This is a genomic window from Alloprevotella sp. OH1205_COT-284 (genome assembly GCF_003859795.1).
GTDB lineage: Bacteria > Bacteroidota > Bacteroidia > Bacteroidales > Bacteroidaceae > Alloprevotella.
Genome location: NZ_RQYI01000015.1, coordinates 15805 through 30012, shown reverse-complemented (window position 1 = coordinate 30012; position 14208 = coordinate 15805). Strand labels below are relative to the sequence as shown.

10 protein-coding genes are annotated in these 14208 nt (G+C 47.0%); 6 read left to right on the top strand and 4 right to left on the bottom strand.

Features of this window, described 5'->3' with window-relative positions:
- Positions 1–157: 157 nt before the first annotated feature.
- The gene (locus EII14_RS05190; RefSeq protein WP_124931501.1) at positions 158–1018 is read left to right on the top strand and encodes an OmpA family protein; all 861 of its coding nucleotides are present in this window, start codon (positions 158–160) and stop codon (positions 1016–1018) included.
- A gap of 188 nt (positions 1019–1206) precedes the next feature.
- Here the strand turns inward: EII14_RS05190 and EII14_RS05185 are convergent, their stop codons facing one another.
- The 4 genes from EII14_RS05185 to EII14_RS05170 all read right to left on the bottom strand — a co-directional run bounded on the left by EII14_RS05185 (position 1207) and on the right by EII14_RS05170 (position 8185).
- Entirely contained in the window at positions 1207–1749 is a 543-nt protein-coding gene (locus EII14_RS05185) for an NADPH-dependent FMN reductase (protein ID WP_124931500.1), read from the bottom strand.
- Between the two features lie 28 nt (positions 1750–1777).
- Positions 1778–2506, bottom strand: a complete 729-nt coding sequence (locus EII14_RS05180; protein WP_124931499.1) for a pirin family protein — start codon at positions 2504–2506, stop codon at positions 1778–1780.
- A gap of 560 nt (positions 2507–3066) precedes the next feature.
- The gene (locus EII14_RS05175; RefSeq protein ID WP_124931498.1) at positions 3067–5004 is read right to left on the bottom strand and encodes a SusD/RagB family nutrient-binding outer membrane lipoprotein; all 1938 of its coding nucleotides are present in this window, start codon (positions 5002–5004) and stop codon (positions 3067–3069) included.
- A 13-nt stretch (positions 5005–5017) separates the two neighbouring features.
- Entirely contained in the window at positions 5018–8185 is a 3168-nt protein-coding gene (locus EII14_RS05170; RefSeq protein WP_233569377.1) for a SusC/RagA family TonB-linked outer membrane protein, read from the bottom strand.
- Positions 8186–9252: 1067 nt separating this feature from the next.
- Between EII14_RS05170 and EII14_RS05165 the strand changes: the two genes are divergently transcribed.
- From EII14_RS05165 to prfA, 5 genes are all read left to right on the top strand, one after another.
- Positions 9253–10218 carry a YgcG family protein gene (locus tag EII14_RS05165; RefSeq protein WP_124931497.1) on the top strand — a complete coding sequence of 322 codons (966 nt, stop codon included), beginning with the start codon at positions 9253–9255 and terminating at the stop codon, positions 10216–10218.
- 92 nt (positions 10219–10310) lie between these two features.
- A complete protein-coding gene (locus EII14_RS05160; RefSeq protein ID WP_124931496.1) occupies positions 10311–10907 on the top strand; it encodes a LemA family protein in 597 nt (198 codons plus the stop codon).
- A gap of 25 nt (positions 10908–10932) precedes the next feature.
- Positions 10933–12102 (top strand): AIR synthase-related protein, encoded by a 1170-nt coding sequence (locus tag EII14_RS05155; protein WP_124931495.1) that lies wholly within the window; start codon positions 10933–10935, stop codon positions 12100–12102.
- A 36-nt stretch (positions 12103–12138) separates the two neighbouring features.
- A complete protein-coding gene (locus tag EII14_RS05150; protein ID WP_124931494.1) occupies positions 12139–12900 on the top strand; it encodes a Fic family protein in 762 nt (253 codons plus the stop codon).
- Between the two features lie 52 nt (positions 12901–12952).
- Positions 12953–14065 (top strand): peptide chain release factor 1, encoded by a 1113-nt coding sequence (gene prfA / locus EII14_RS05145; protein WP_124931493.1) that lies wholly within the window; start codon positions 12953–12955, stop codon positions 14063–14065.
- Positions 14066–14208: the final 143 nt, after the last annotated feature.

The following is a 14208-nucleotide window of genomic DNA, read 5'->3' as shown; positions in this document are numbered from 1 at the left end:
GATGATAAAAGGGAGGAAGGAGTTAATAAAAATACTTGATTTGCCGCATAGAGTGATAAAATTATGCACTCATCTTTGGCCGATCGCACCACGTGTCCTATCTTTGTCTCGGCCTCCAAGGCCTATGCAAAGTATATTCACTTCAAACGATGAAAATATGAAACAGAAACTATTTCTTGCCGCTCTCGTCGGCATTGCCTTTACGTTCACCGCTTGCGTTCCGAAAAAAGACTTCACCAAACTGCAAGCCGAACACACTCGCCTGCAATCCCTCTACCACCAATCGCAAGTGGATTTGGCCACTGCCAAAACACAAGGAAAAAGCCTTGAAGAGCGTTTGGCAGACGCACGCAGAGAAAACGAAGAGCTCAAACGACGCTATGCCGCTCTTCAAGCCTCGCTCGACCAAAGCCTCGCACAAAGCAATCAGGGAAGTATCAATATCTCGAAGTTGGTAGACGAAATCAATGCTTCCAACAAATACATCAAGCAACTGGTGGAAGCCAAAACCAAGAGCGATTCACTCAATCTCGTGCTTTCCAACAATCTCACGCGCTCGCTCACACGCGACGAATTGCAAGAGGTAGATGTCAAAGTGTTGAAAGGAGTTGTCTATGTGTCTTTGGCCGACAACATGCTCTACCGCTCCGGATCTTACGAAATCAACGATCGTGCGAAAACCACACTCTCCAAGATTTCCAAAATTCTGAGCGATTACAAGGAGTTTGAAGTACTCGTCGAGGGCAACACGGACAACGTGCCCATCTCTCGCCCCAACATCCGCAACAATTGGGATCTCTCCGCTCTCCGTGCTTCGAGTGTAGTACAGATGCTGCAAACAGAATTTGGCATCGCCCCCCAACGTCTTTCTGCCGCAGGCCGTGGCGAATACAACCCCATCGCCACCAACGACACCGAAATCGGTCGTCAGCGCAACCGCCGCACACAGATCATTATCACGCCCAAACTCGACCAATTCCTCGACTTGATCGATCAAGCACCTGCCACCAACGAATAATTCCCTCTCCGCCATCAAAGCAAAAACATAATCTTTTCGGGCTCGGTTCAGCAATGAAACCGAGCCCGTTTTCAATCATACCATATAAAATTAAAAGGCCATCCCATTATGGGATGGCCTCAAAAGAAATCAGAAAACTAAAATTATAACATTAAAGCATATTTAGTTCTCTTTATCTTCACGTTACTTTAACGTTGGTTTGATTTTTCAAACCAAATATCCACTTGTTGTTCAAGAAGTTTTTTCTCTTCTAAATTAGAAAGAACACAACTTTCCATATCAAAATTCTGATTGAAATTTGGTAGAGAATATTTTGCAACAATATTTGCTCCAAACCAGGGGAATGTGTTTGCAGCAAGCTCTATCACAGATGCTCCACCTCTTTCTCCCAATGATGTACTCATCAAAAGCATGGGCTTTTGCTCGAAAACATTCATATCTATGCGAGAAACCCAATCATAGATATTCTTAAAGGCCGTACTAAAAGCACCATTATGTTCGGCTAAAGAACATACTATTGCATCTACTTCTGTGATTTTTTCTTTAAATTTAGTAGCCAAAGGAGGAATTCCACCTTCTTTTTCTCTATCAACAGAATAGATGGGCATCTCGTAGTCATTAAGATCAGCCCAAATGACTTCTACATCTGACACTAAACTTAATGCATATTTCACAAGTGCTTTGTTGATTGAATTACGTGAAGAACTTCCGGCAAATGCTAATACTTTCATTGTTTTTGTTTTTAAGTTTATTATTATATTAAAATAGATATTGAGGCAACTCCATTGGAACTTCCATTGCCAAAATGATACTATCACTCGATGTCTTAATCAAGATTTCATCAGTATCCCAAATACCCAGACCGTCACTATCTGTAAGTATTTCTCCTTCAATGTCTACCTCTCCACTTATTATAAAAAAATACACTCCATTCCCTTTTTTTTGAAGTTTATAAGTTTGAACCATATTGGAGGAAAATTCTCCCCAATAAAACCATGCATCTTGATGAATCCAAACCCCGTCATCGTCAGGATTAGGTGAGAGTATCTGCTGAAACTGCCCCTTACGAGCATTCTCCGCTATATTTATTTGTTGGTATCTGGGAAGAACAGATTTAGTCTTGGGAAAAATCCAAATCTGCAAGAAGTGAACAAGATTATCTTGATCCGCATTAAACTCACTATGAGTTATTCCTGTACCGGCAGACATTACTTGAATTTCTCCACGACGAATAACACTTCCATTCCCCATGCTGTCTTTATGTTCGAGTGCTCCAGATAGAGGTATAGAAATAATTTCCATATCTTCGTGAGGATGCTTACCAAAACCCTTTCCGCCAACAACTCTATCTTCATTGATAACTCTAAGAGCACCAAAGTTTATACGCTTAGCATCGTAATAACTGGCAAAACTAAACGTATGAAAACTTTTCAACCATCCATGATTGGCGTATCCTCTTGAATTTGCTTTATGAAAGACTTTATTCATACTTCTTTGATTTACATAAAATAGATATTGGATATTTAGAATGTTTTTCTATTGGAATATATCAATAAAACGTTGCGCAAAGATACAAAAAGACATATAGAAAAACTCCTATTTATGATTTTATTTAACAAGGTAATCGCAGAAAAAAGTTTATTTTCAGTTCGGCGTACAATCTCTTAATGTAGGTAACTTCAATGATATTATTTTTCTTTTACAAAAACTCTAAAAACGACAGAAAATTAGTCATAAATTCAGAGCTGATAATCAGGCTTATAGCTCTGAAATCACAGATATAGAAAAATGATAGCAAGTTATTATTTGCAGAGTTTTTGTGTTCATGATCAAAGCATTAAAAATATACTTTTCTGTTCCAAACGATAAACTAGCTCTGCTCTCCCTCCTATAAACGCCCCCTTTAACGACAAAGAAAGACCGCCATCAATGAATCAAAAGGTTCAATGATAGCGGTCGTTAATATATAGAGAGAGGAAAACAATCTATGTGACAGTTGTTATTTGTCCATTTAAGTGTTGCTACTTCCCTCTATTTAATAAAATGCTTTACTGTTGTTTTGCCCACCAAATGGGAGTGAATACTCCGTCTTCTCCTCCCAATAGTTGAACTGCTTTGGCATAAGCATCAGGACTGCTGTTGCTCAAAGTAGAAGGGAATTTCATGCGTTGGGGGAAGAACTTGACAGTTTGCTTCATGTAGCTATCGGCAGTGAGAGAGGGCATCGTCGGAATGGCTTTTTCTACGGCCGGCGTTTCAAAGAACGGCAATCCCAAACGACGTTGATCGTTCCATGATTCAAGCGGCAACCACGGCATGTTGGCAATGTATTTCTGCGTGATGATTTTGGTGAGGTGGTCGTTGAGTGCCTTTCCATAGAGCGTATTGGCAGCCACGGGATAAGCGTAGGTGTCACTGATTGCCTCACCCGTATATCCGTTGACGGCGGTTATCGTTTTGGGAGCGGGTTCTGCGGTGTGTTCCCACTTCACGGAAGTACCGACATTGTTATAATTCTCGGAAGCAAGGTAACTGCCGATATATTCGTCGACCTTGTGATATTTGAAGCTTTCCATGATACCTTTCTCATAAGCATCTTTGGCAGAAAGAGGAACGTTCCAACCGCGCACGGCGGCTTCGGCCAATAGGAAATAGCTCTCCCACGATGCAAAGAAGATGCGGGAATTGGTACCGTCGCGATACTTAATTTCCAAGCGAGGCAGAGCCCACGGCCAATAGTACATCTTGTTCAACGAACCTCTGTCTCCCCATTCACCGCAAGCCGAAGCATTCCAAGTGAAAGTAGCGTCGAGTTCTACCAAACCATCGGCATCTTCCTTATTTTTAAGAAGTTTTCGTTTCAATTCCTTATATCTGCTATTCCACGAAGGATATTTACAATAACGAGGATTATCAAGATCTCCCGGAATAGTGTAGAGTGCATAGGCTCTTGGATCGATTACGTTGTGCAAGCCGTCAAACCAAAAACCTTTGGCAGGATCGTTGGTATTGAGAGCCATGTGATCTAAATACTGCACGCCCATATAACCTTCGGGTTTGATGTGAGGCAGTAGGTCGGTACGTTCCTTCAACTGATCGGCCGAAGTGATGCCGCCCAAACCGACAAAGAGATTGTTGAGCGTGGCAGAGATGGGGAAATTGTTCCACTCTCTGGTCATCACACCCGTAAGTGCATCCCAACCAAGATTTTCTTTCACGGCGAAATTGTCGGCAAGATTATCGATGTATTGTGCAGTAGCTGCGGCCTCAAATTCGGTTTTCGCCTTTTGAGGATCGACTTCCGAAAGACGCATGGCCAGACGCATACGCATGGAGTTGGCATAGCGCACCCATTTATTGAAGTCGAAACCGTAAGCCCGATCGCAGCCTTTCTCGGCATTGTTAGGCTTCACATCGGTTTTAATTTTGGAGACAGCGTCTTTCAACTCTTCCAACATGAAGTAATAAACGTCTTTACAAGAATTGAACTCCGGATTCTTTCCGGTAAAAGACTCGATGGGCATCACTCCGAAACTATCGGTGAACTCACTCATCAGATAGACACGCCAGATACGAGCCACCTGTTTCAGATTCGGTATCATTTCCGCTTCGTGGGCATTGAGCTCTCCTTTCATCTTTTCTTCGGCAAGATTGATGGCCAACACGATGGGAGACATCCAACCGGAGAAGTGAGAGTAATAATTTTCGATCCAACCGTCATCGTATAATCCCACGCTCAATCCGCCATTGGTATTAGGATCAATCTGTCGAGCAGCCGATTGCCAATTGAGCACAAAGCATCGCTCTGCCACTTCGGGATTTTGTTGCGTTTCGGTGATGGACTTGTTGATGGCATATTCCACACGAGCCTGTTCGAGGTTGGATGCGGAAGGGTCTGTATTCACTTCCTCGAAATCTGAGCAGGCAGACATTGCCAACGTGCCAATGGGAAGTGCATATAAATAAAAATATTGTAAACGTTTCATGACGAGAATGTTTTTAGAATCCGACTGTAAGATTGAAAAGATAAGTGCGCGACGTCGGGGCACTACCCAGTTCGAAACCCGTGGCGTTGGTGCTGGTGGCATAGATCGATTCCGGATCAATGCCTTTCATGTGGCTTTTCAGCATCCATACGTTGTTGCACGAAACGCCGAGTTTTAACTGGCGGAATGGAAGTTTTCTAAGTTGCTCTTTACTGAAATCGTAAGAAAGAGAGATGTTGCGCAAACGGATGTTCGTTGCATCATAAATGTTAAGTTCTCCCACGCCGAGATTTCCGGCACCGGCCACTGCTTTCCAATAGCTTTCTGTCGTGATTTCGGTGGTGTTGGGTTCGTAGTTGCCCGACGAGTTGAGGAAGACACCATCAACGACCATCTTCGGACGTTCGCCATTGACAACAGTCATGTCGGAAGTTCCGGTCAACTGCATCATTTGGTGTGTTCCCGAGAAGATTTCTCCACCAAATCGAGCATCAATCATGAATCCGAATGTCCATCCTTTGTAGGAGAAAGTATTGGTGATACCCAAGAGTCCTTTGGCCTGCTGATCTCCGATTTTCGATTTCTCGGTGGTAGCGGTAGGCAATCCGTTCTCGGTAATCAATTTGCCGTAATAAGGAGATTTTTCGTCGGTTACGCGTTTGAAAGTCGTTCCCCAAATTTCACCGTAGTTTCCACCGGCTTTGGCATATACTTGAACATTGTCGTAGCCTCCCAAAGGATAGAGAGTAATTTCTTCTTCAGCGGTTTTATATAGTTCGACGATGCGGTTGCGGTTGCTGGAGAAGTTCATCATGACATCCCACTTAAAGCCGGAAGCCGTTTGAATAGGACGAGCATTAAGCATGATTTCCCAACCTTGGTTTTCGATATTTCCGGCATTGATTTTTCGTGCGTTATATCCGGAAAGATCGTCCATGGGCAGGTTAATGAGCTGTCGAGTAGCATTGGTTTTATACCAAGCCACATCCAATCCCAATCTATTGTTGAAAAAACGCAATTCGGCTCCCACTTCCCACGATTTAATCAATTCCGAGCGTACATCTTTGTTGTACTTCACTTTATTTTGGGATATCGTGGGCGTTTCGTCGGGCGCCTGTCCGATGGAATAGGTATTATAGAGTTGGAAAGGTTCAAGGGAGTTACCCACCTCTGCAAAAGATGCTCTCAATTTGCTGTAAGAGAACCATTCGGGCAGCGAGGCATCCATTTTTTGGAGCATGTCGGAGATCACCCAAGACGTAGAAATCGAGGGATAGAAATAAGAACGATTTTCTTTGCTAAGCGTAGACGACCAGTCATTGCGGAAAGTACCGTCAAGGAAGAAGAATCCGTCGTAGTTCACTTGTGCCGTTCCATAGAAAGAATTGATCTTCATACGACTGAATTTCTCTTCGATATTCGGTGCTTTCTCTCCATTGTTCACAGTAAAAAGATCGGGTACTTTCAACTTGCCGACACTGGCACTGAGCGAGCGAGAATTGCGCGACATCAAGTTGCCTCCGAAGGTGGCATTAGCTCCCCACTTTCCATAAATATTGTCTTTATGCGCACTCAGCAAGAAGCTTAAATTATTTTCATAAAAACGATCCTGCTTGGTGAAGTAAGCGTTGTTCAATGGGCCTCCGGCATAGGTTTTACTATCATATTCGGTGAAATACATATCGCTTCCGGCTTTCAATTCGGCATTGAGCCATGACGTGAAATGATATTTCAAAGAAGCACTCAGCAAGAAACGATCGCGAACATCGTTGTTGAGTTTGTGATCTTTCGCCCAATAGGGGTTAATGCCTTGACCGCTTCCATACCAAAGCATTGTGTTATCACCACGAACACCTGCCGAGAAGTCACGAATATCAAGCGAGCGTGGCATCAGATACATACTCATAAAGCTATTACCACTATTTCGTCCACTGATGGGGCGATTGTTCGCTTCGGAGTTGATATATTGTACTTTCGTATCGAGCATCCAGCGATCATCGTCTCCCAAAGGCGAAGTCACACGCGCCGTAAAACTCGTTCTATTCAAATCAGAACCGGGAATTTTACTTTTGTCATCCATCCTTGTGAAAGAGGAGTAGACGGCCGTTTTGTTGAATTGCTGTGCGAACGAAACGGTTTCGGTGAAATTAAGTCCCGTTTGGAAGAAGTTTTCCACATTGTCATAAGATCGCATGAATGCTTTCTCTCCGTTCCACTTTTCATATTCCTGTCCTTCGATTCTCGGTCCCCAGCTGCTTCCGGATTCTTTGTCATAAACACCCTCTCCCCCTTGTCCGAAAACATTTTGCATTTTTGGGGTCATGAAGATCGTTTCAGCCGATACACTCTGCGAATAAGTCACGCCCAGTCCTTCGGTCTTTCTTCCTTGCTTAGTGGTGATCAGAATAACACCATTACCGGCACGCGAACCATAGAGAGCAGCTGCAGAAGCTCCTTTGAGTACCGACATTGAAGCGATATCTTCGGGGTTGATGTCGGCTATACCGTTACCCATGTCGGCCGTAGGGTTCCAAAGGTCGTTGTTGGTTGCTCCCGTGAAGTTTTCCAAAGGAATACCATCCACCACGATGAGCGGTTGGTTGAGGCCGGTCAGAGAGTTGCTACCACGAAGTTGGATTTTGGAAGATGCACCGGGACCGTTACCCGAACGAATCACCTGCAATCCGGAAATTTTACCTGACAAGGCATTGGCTAAGTTTGTTTCGCGACTCGAAACGAGCTCCGTTCCTTTGATCTCCTGCATCGAATATCCCAAGGCTTTCTTTTCTCGTTTAATACCGAGTGCCGTCACCACAACTTCATTAAGATTTTGGGTGTCTTCTTCCAAAAGAATATCCAATCGGGCTTCACCATTATAGACAAAGGTCTTATGTATATAACCAATAAGAGAAACCTCGATGACAGCTCCTTTTTTAAGGCCTTTCAGTTGATACTCTCCTTTAAGGTCGGAAAGTGCGGCGTTGTTCGTACCTTTCACGCGAATGACCGCTCCCGACAATGGCCCGTCGGCATCATAAACAGAGCCTTTAAGAACATCCTTTTGATCATTAACTACCAATAGGTTCGGATTTGCATGGCCGTTAGCCGGACAAATCATGGTTGCTCCGATAGACCAAAACAATGGCATGCAGAGCAGTTTGGATAAGGCTTTTGGATCCATAAAATAAAAGATTTAAGAAAACAATAAGATTTAAGGTTTGCACGACAAATATATTTATAACAAACGATACAAACAAACTTTTTTTACAAAAAAGAGAGAAAATATTTTTTATCACCCCTTTTCATGCCTTAAAATGGGGTATTTCGCCTACTAACCTATGAAAAACGTCCGATAAAAGAGACTCGCTCAACACCCCAAAATGCAAGGTCGAGTTATCGTTTTAGAAACCTCACAACCATCCAACGCCCTTCATACGTTAAAAATAGAAGAAAAAGGAAGAAGATCAGAGGTCGTTCGACGACAAATACACATGTTAATAACCCCAAAGTATTGGCGCATGGATAACGATGTCTCCCAAACAGCTTTCCTCCGCTTTCGGTTCATACAAAAATCCCTCTCTCTTTTTCTTCCGGCGAAAACTCTCCGAAACGACCAAAATCCCTCTGTTTCTCTCTGTTTCATACCGGGAATTTATGTTTTTCTCGTTTTGCCTCCGCTAAATCGCATATATAGCTGTGTATCTGCAAGTTTCGTGCGAAGGCAAAGTGAAGGCAAAACCTCCGAGAAAAAATCAACCATTTGAAAACCAAACCAATGCAGTGAAAGCAAAACCCTCGTTTTGCTTTCACCTGCCTTCACCTCATGCCGTGAAAAACACCCATTTTCGAGGAGATGAAAGGAGAAAATCGACACAACGCACTGACTACCATCACCTTAGAAAACAAAATTTCTTTTTGCCTTCACTTGCCTTCACCGGAACAACTTGATTTTCAAAAATTTACTCCAAAAAGCGGAGGCAGTGAAGGCAAAATACGAATATAAGGGAAATGCGCGCGCACATACGCGCGAAAGAAACAAACACGATAAACCAAGAGCGGTTTAATACTACAAGCCATGTAAGCGCGCCTACCTCAGAGGGCGACATTTCTACGTCTTACCTAAATGCAACCAACTCCTTGGTATACTTCACAGCGTGAAAGTACTGTACTCAAAACGAAGTGCAAAAACTTTGGTTAATTTTGTTTGTTCGGAGAAGTGTGCGTATCTTTGCTTTCAAAACTCAATAGATGTATCGGCAAGTCACCCTCTTTTTTGCCAAACACCGGCTATTGGTCTTCTTGGCCGTGGTGCTACTCGGCACACAAAGCTATGCCCGAATATGGAAGCCCGAAGAAGTGCCCGTGCCCTATTTGCAGGACGCACGCCGCTATGTGAGCAATCCCGAAAACATTCTGTCGACGGCAGCCGCAGACTCCATCGACCGCATCCTCTTTGCACTCGAACGCGACAAAGGGGTGCAGACACTCGTCATAGTTTTGGACAAGTTGGAGGGCGACACCCCCTATGACTTTGCCATGACCATGGCGAGAAAGTATGGTGTCGGCAGCAAGGAGAAACGCACGGGGCTGGTTGTCGTGCTGGCCACGGGAGATCGTTCTTATCAGTTTCTCACCGGAAACGGCCTCGAAGCCACCCTGCCCGACGCCATCATACAACGCATAGAAGACCGCGTGTTTGTGCCACATCTCAAACGCGAGGATTGGGACAAGGCCATGGTCGAAGCCATTGCGACCATAGACAGAGTATGCCGCGGCGACGACACACTGACCAAAGCTTCAAAGAAGCCCAACGACGGGAGCGGAATTTGGATTTTCGTAGCGGCAATGGTGGTTTTCCTGCTGCTCCTGCTGAGCATCGCCCGTCATTCCCGACGCCTCAAAAAGCAGCCTCGCCTTTGTCCGAAATGCGGGCAAAAAGAGTTGCGGTGGCACAGCCATCGCAACTATCACGCCCAAAGAGGCAAAGGTCGCATACGAGTCTATGAAACGATCTACCGGTGTTCGGCCTGCGGACACGTCCAAACCGATCGCCACGAAGACAACGATGACTTCAACGGCGGAGCGGCTTTGCTCACCGGTGCCCTTCTCGCCGGCATGATGCGCGGCGGTCGCCACTCCGGAGGAGGGGCTTTCGGAGGAGGTTCATTCGGGGGAGGAAGTTTCGGCGGAGGCGGATCGGGCGGACGATTTTAGCCTTCGATTCCCCCAGACCCGACGTCTTCGATTTCCTTTTCGGCATTCATTCGCATTTCCACTCATTCGCACACACTTAAACACCCATCAACATGAAACTTTCCAAATCGCTCATCATGCTGCTCGTAGTAGTTGTCGGCATTCTTTCTCTCGGAGGCTGTGCCGTGTCCAAGTACAACGTCCTTGTCAGTCAGGAAGAAACGGTAAACAACACTTGGTCTGACCTCCAAAGCAGTTATCAACGTCGTGCCGATCTCATTCCCAATCTCGTCAGCACGGTGAAGGGCTATGCCAAGCACGAAAGCGAAACCCTGCAAGGGGTGGTGGCAGCCCGCGCCAAGGCCACACAAATCACCGTTGATCCGACAAAAGCCACGCCTCAACAACTCGCAGCCTACCAAAGCGCGCAAGGCGAACTCTCGCAAGCTCTCGGCAAACTGCTCGCCATCACCGAAAACTACCCCGATCTCAAAGCCAATCAAAACTTCTCCGAACTCCAAGCACAGCTCGAAGGCACGGAAAACCGCATCAACGAAAGCCGCAAGCTCTACAATGCCGCCGTTCAGACGTATAACGTAACGGTGCGTTCGTTTCCGATGAACATTCTCTCGGCCATGTTCGGCTTTGAGAAGAAAACCGGCTTCGAGGCTTCGCAAGAAGCGCAAAACGCACCCTCCGTTCAATTCTAAATACCGCACCCTATTCCCCTCCCCCATGGACAAAAATCAACGATACATGATGCGCGGCGTAAGCGCCATGAAAGAAGATGTGCATGCCGCCATCAAAAACATTGACAAAGGCATCTTTCCGCAGGCTTTCTGCAAAATCATTCCCGACATTCTCGGCGGCGATCCCGAATATTGCAACATCATGCACGCCGACGGAGCAGGCACGAAGTCGAGCCTTGCCTATATGTATTGGAAAGAAACTGGCGACCTGTCTGTGTGGAAAGGCATTGCGCAAGACGCGCTCATCATGAACACCGACGACCTGCTCTGCGTCGGGGCGGTAGACAACATTTTGGTCAGCTCGACCATCGGCCGAAACAAGATGCTCATTCCCGGCGAAGTCATCAGTGCCATCATCAACGGCACGGACGAACTCCTCGCCCAAATGCGCGACATGGGCATCGGCATCTACGGCACGGGGGGCGAAACGGCCGACGTGGGCGACTTGGTGCGCACGATCATCGTGGATAGCACCGTGACTTGTCGCATGAAGCGCAGCGACGTTATCGACAACGCCAACATCCGCCCCGGCGACGTGATCGTGGGGCTCTCGTCGAGCGGACAAGCCTCTTACGAAAAAAGCTACAACGGCGGCATGGGCAGCAACGGTCTGACCTCGGCACGCCACGATGTTTTCGCCAAATATCTTGCCGAAAAATATCCCGAAAGCTACGACCACGCCGTGCCCGAAGAATTGGTGTACGGAGGTGCCTACAAGCTGACCGACGCCGTGGAGGGCTCGCCCATCGATGCGGGACGGCTCGTGTTGTCGCCCACACGCACTTATGCCCCCGTCGTGAAACGCCTGCTCGACGAACTTCGTCCCGACATTCACGGCATGGTACACTGCACGGGAGGCGCACAAACAAAGGTGTTGCACTTCGTGTCGGACAACTGCCGCGTGGTCAAAGACAACATGTTTCCCGTCCCTCCTCTCTTCCGCGCCATTGCCGAACAGAGCGGAACGGATTGGGCAGAGATGTACAAAGTGTTCAACATGGGACACCGCCTCGAAATCTACCTCGCTCCCGAACACGCCGAACGCGTCATCGAAATTTCTCGTTCGTTCAATATCGACGCCCAAATCGTGGGGCGCGTCGAAGAGGGCAAGCGCAGCCTGACGATCAAGAGCGAATTTGGAGAGTTTGAGTATTAAAAGAAAGAAGGATACTTTTTGTTATCTCTTTTTAGAATGAATGTCTATCTACAACAGCTGTTGGAAAAGGCTGATGCACTCCGCACACAGTTGAGCGGGCATCGCCCCTTTTCTCCTGCTGCACTCGCAAAGGTGCAACAAGCACTCGACATTGCCTACACTTTCGAGAGCAATCGGATAGAAGGCAATACGCTTACGTTGCAGGAAACGGCTTTGGTCGTAGAAGAAGGTCTGACCATTGGCGGGAAATCGATGCGCGAGCATCTTGAAGCCATCAACCACTTCGAGGCGATAGCCTTCATCAAAGAGATTGCACGACAAGAACTCCCCGTAACTCAACAACTCATTCTGCAAATCCATGCCCTCATCCTGCGTGGCATTGACCGTGCAAACGCCGGACGTTGGCGAACGGTGCCGGTGCTCATATCAGGGAGTCGGCACACCCCTCCTCCCCCTTTTATGATCGCCGAAGAAATGGAGCATTTCATCAACGAGTTCGAACGTCGAGAAAATGAGGGGGAGCATCCGGTGCTATTGGCGGCTTTCCTCCACGAAAGGCTGGTGAATATTCATCCCTTTGTCGATGGCAACGGACGTACTTCGCGCTTGCTGATGAACCTCTACCTGCTGCGTCGGGGCTACGTGATTGTCAATATAAAAGGCGACCTTGACCACCGCTTGCGCTATTACACCGCGCTCGAAGAAAGCCACACAAAAGCCCATTCTCAATCCTTCCGGCAATTAGTCGCAGAAAAAGAGATAGAAGCATTGCAAGCATACTTGAAACTGTTGTCCTGATCCATACTCTTCCCTTATCTTCCATTCACCCCCGGATAATTATTATTTACTTATGTCAGAAACAACTTCGCTCCTTGAAAAACTCGACGGCCTCGTCGCACGTTTTGAAGAAGTATCGACCCTCATCACCGACCCCAACGTCATTGCCGACCAACAACGCTACGTTCGCCTGACCAAAGAATACAAAGAACTCGAAGAACTCATGGCGGCACGCCAAGAATATGCCAATCTGCTCGGCAATCTGTCAGAGAGCAAAAGCATACTCATGACCGAAGACGATGCCGAAATGAAAGAAATGGCGCGCGAGGAAGTCGCAGTGTGCGAGCGGCGCATTCCCGAACTGGAAGAAGAAATCAAACTGATGCTCGTCCCCAAAGACCCCGAAGACAGCAAAAATGCCATTCTCGAAATTCGCGGCGGAACGGGTGGCGACGAAGCAGCTCTTTTTGCCGGCGACCTTTTCCGCATGTATGCCAAATACTGCGAGACAAAAGGCTGGCGACTCGAAGTTTCGAGTGCATCGGAGGGAGCGTCCGGCGGATTTAAGGAAATAGTTTGTTCGGTGACGGGCGACGACGTTTACGGCACGCTGAAATATGAGAGCGGCGTACACCGCGTGCAACGCGTTCCGGCCACCGAAACACAAGGGCGCGTACACACCTCCGCGGCCACGGTGGCCGTGCTCCCCGAAGCGGAAGCCTTCGACGTGATCATCAACGAGGGCGAAATAAAATGGGACACCTTTCGCTCATCGGGTGCCGGCGGTCAGAACGTCAACAAAGTGGAGTCGGGAGTACGTCTGCGCTACAACTGGAAAAATCCCAACACGGGAGCGGTGGAGGAAATACTGATCGAATGTACCGAAACACGCGACCAACCCAAGAACAAAGAACGCGCCTTGGCTCGCCTCCGCACGTTTATCTACGACAAAGAACACCAAAAATATGTGGACGACATTGCTTCGCGCCGCAAAACGCTTGTTTCCTCGGGCGACCGATCGGCCAAGATCCGCACCTACAACTATCCGCAAGGACGCATCACCGATCATCGCATCAACTACACGATCTACAACCTTTCCGCTTTCATGGACGGCGACATTCAAGACTGCATCGACCACCTCATTGTGGCAGAAAACGCCGAACGGCTCAAAGAGGCGGAATTGTAGGCGGCAACCGATGAGCCTCCGACCGAGTGTGACGAAATACGAAAATAGTCCGAAGCCGCCCTGCTTCGGACTGCTCTTTATGACACGGTCGCGAAAAAAAGGCATATCTTTTTGTGACCTGCGCCGAAAGCCGTAATTTTGCC

What these genes read in the sequence shown, in the direction of transcription:
- EII14_RS05175 (WP_124931498.1), bottom strand. Translation starts at nt 5,004, where the DNA reads ATGAAACGTTTACAATATTTTTATTTATATGCACTTCCCATTGGCACG.
- EII14_RS05180 (WP_124931499.1), bottom strand. Translation starts at nt 2,506, where the DNA reads ATGAATAAAGTCTTTCATAAAGCAAATTCAAGAGGATACGCCAATCAT.
- EII14_RS05165 (WP_124931497.1), top strand. Translation starts at nt 9,253, where the DNA reads ATGTATCGGCAAGTCACCCTCTTTTTTGCCAAACACCGGCTATTGGTC.
- EII14_RS05160 (WP_124931496.1), top strand. Translation starts at nt 10,311, where the DNA reads ATGAAACTTTCCAAATCGCTCATCATGCTGCTCGTAGTAGTTGTCGGC.
- EII14_RS05190 (WP_124931501.1), top strand. Translation starts at nt 158, where the DNA reads ATGAAACAGAAACTATTTCTTGCCGCTCTCGTCGGCATTGCCTTTACG.
- EII14_RS05170 (WP_233569377.1), bottom strand. Translation starts at nt 8,185, where the DNA reads ATGGATCCAAAAGCCTTATCCAAACTGCTCTGCATGCCATTGTTTTGG.
- EII14_RS05185 (WP_124931500.1), bottom strand. Translation starts at nt 1,749, where the DNA reads ATGAAAGTATTAGCATTTGCCGGAAGTTCTTCACGTAATTCAATCAAC.
- EII14_RS05155 (WP_124931495.1), top strand. Translation starts at nt 10,933, where the DNA reads ATGGACAAAAATCAACGATACATGATGCGCGGCGTAAGCGCCATGAAA.
- EII14_RS05150 (WP_124931494.1), top strand. Translation starts at nt 12,139, where the DNA reads ATGAATGTCTATCTACAACAGCTGTTGGAAAAGGCTGATGCACTCCGC.
- prfA (WP_124931493.1), top strand. Translation starts at nt 12,953, where the DNA reads ATGTCAGAAACAACTTCGCTCCTTGAAAAACTCGACGGCCTCGTCGCA.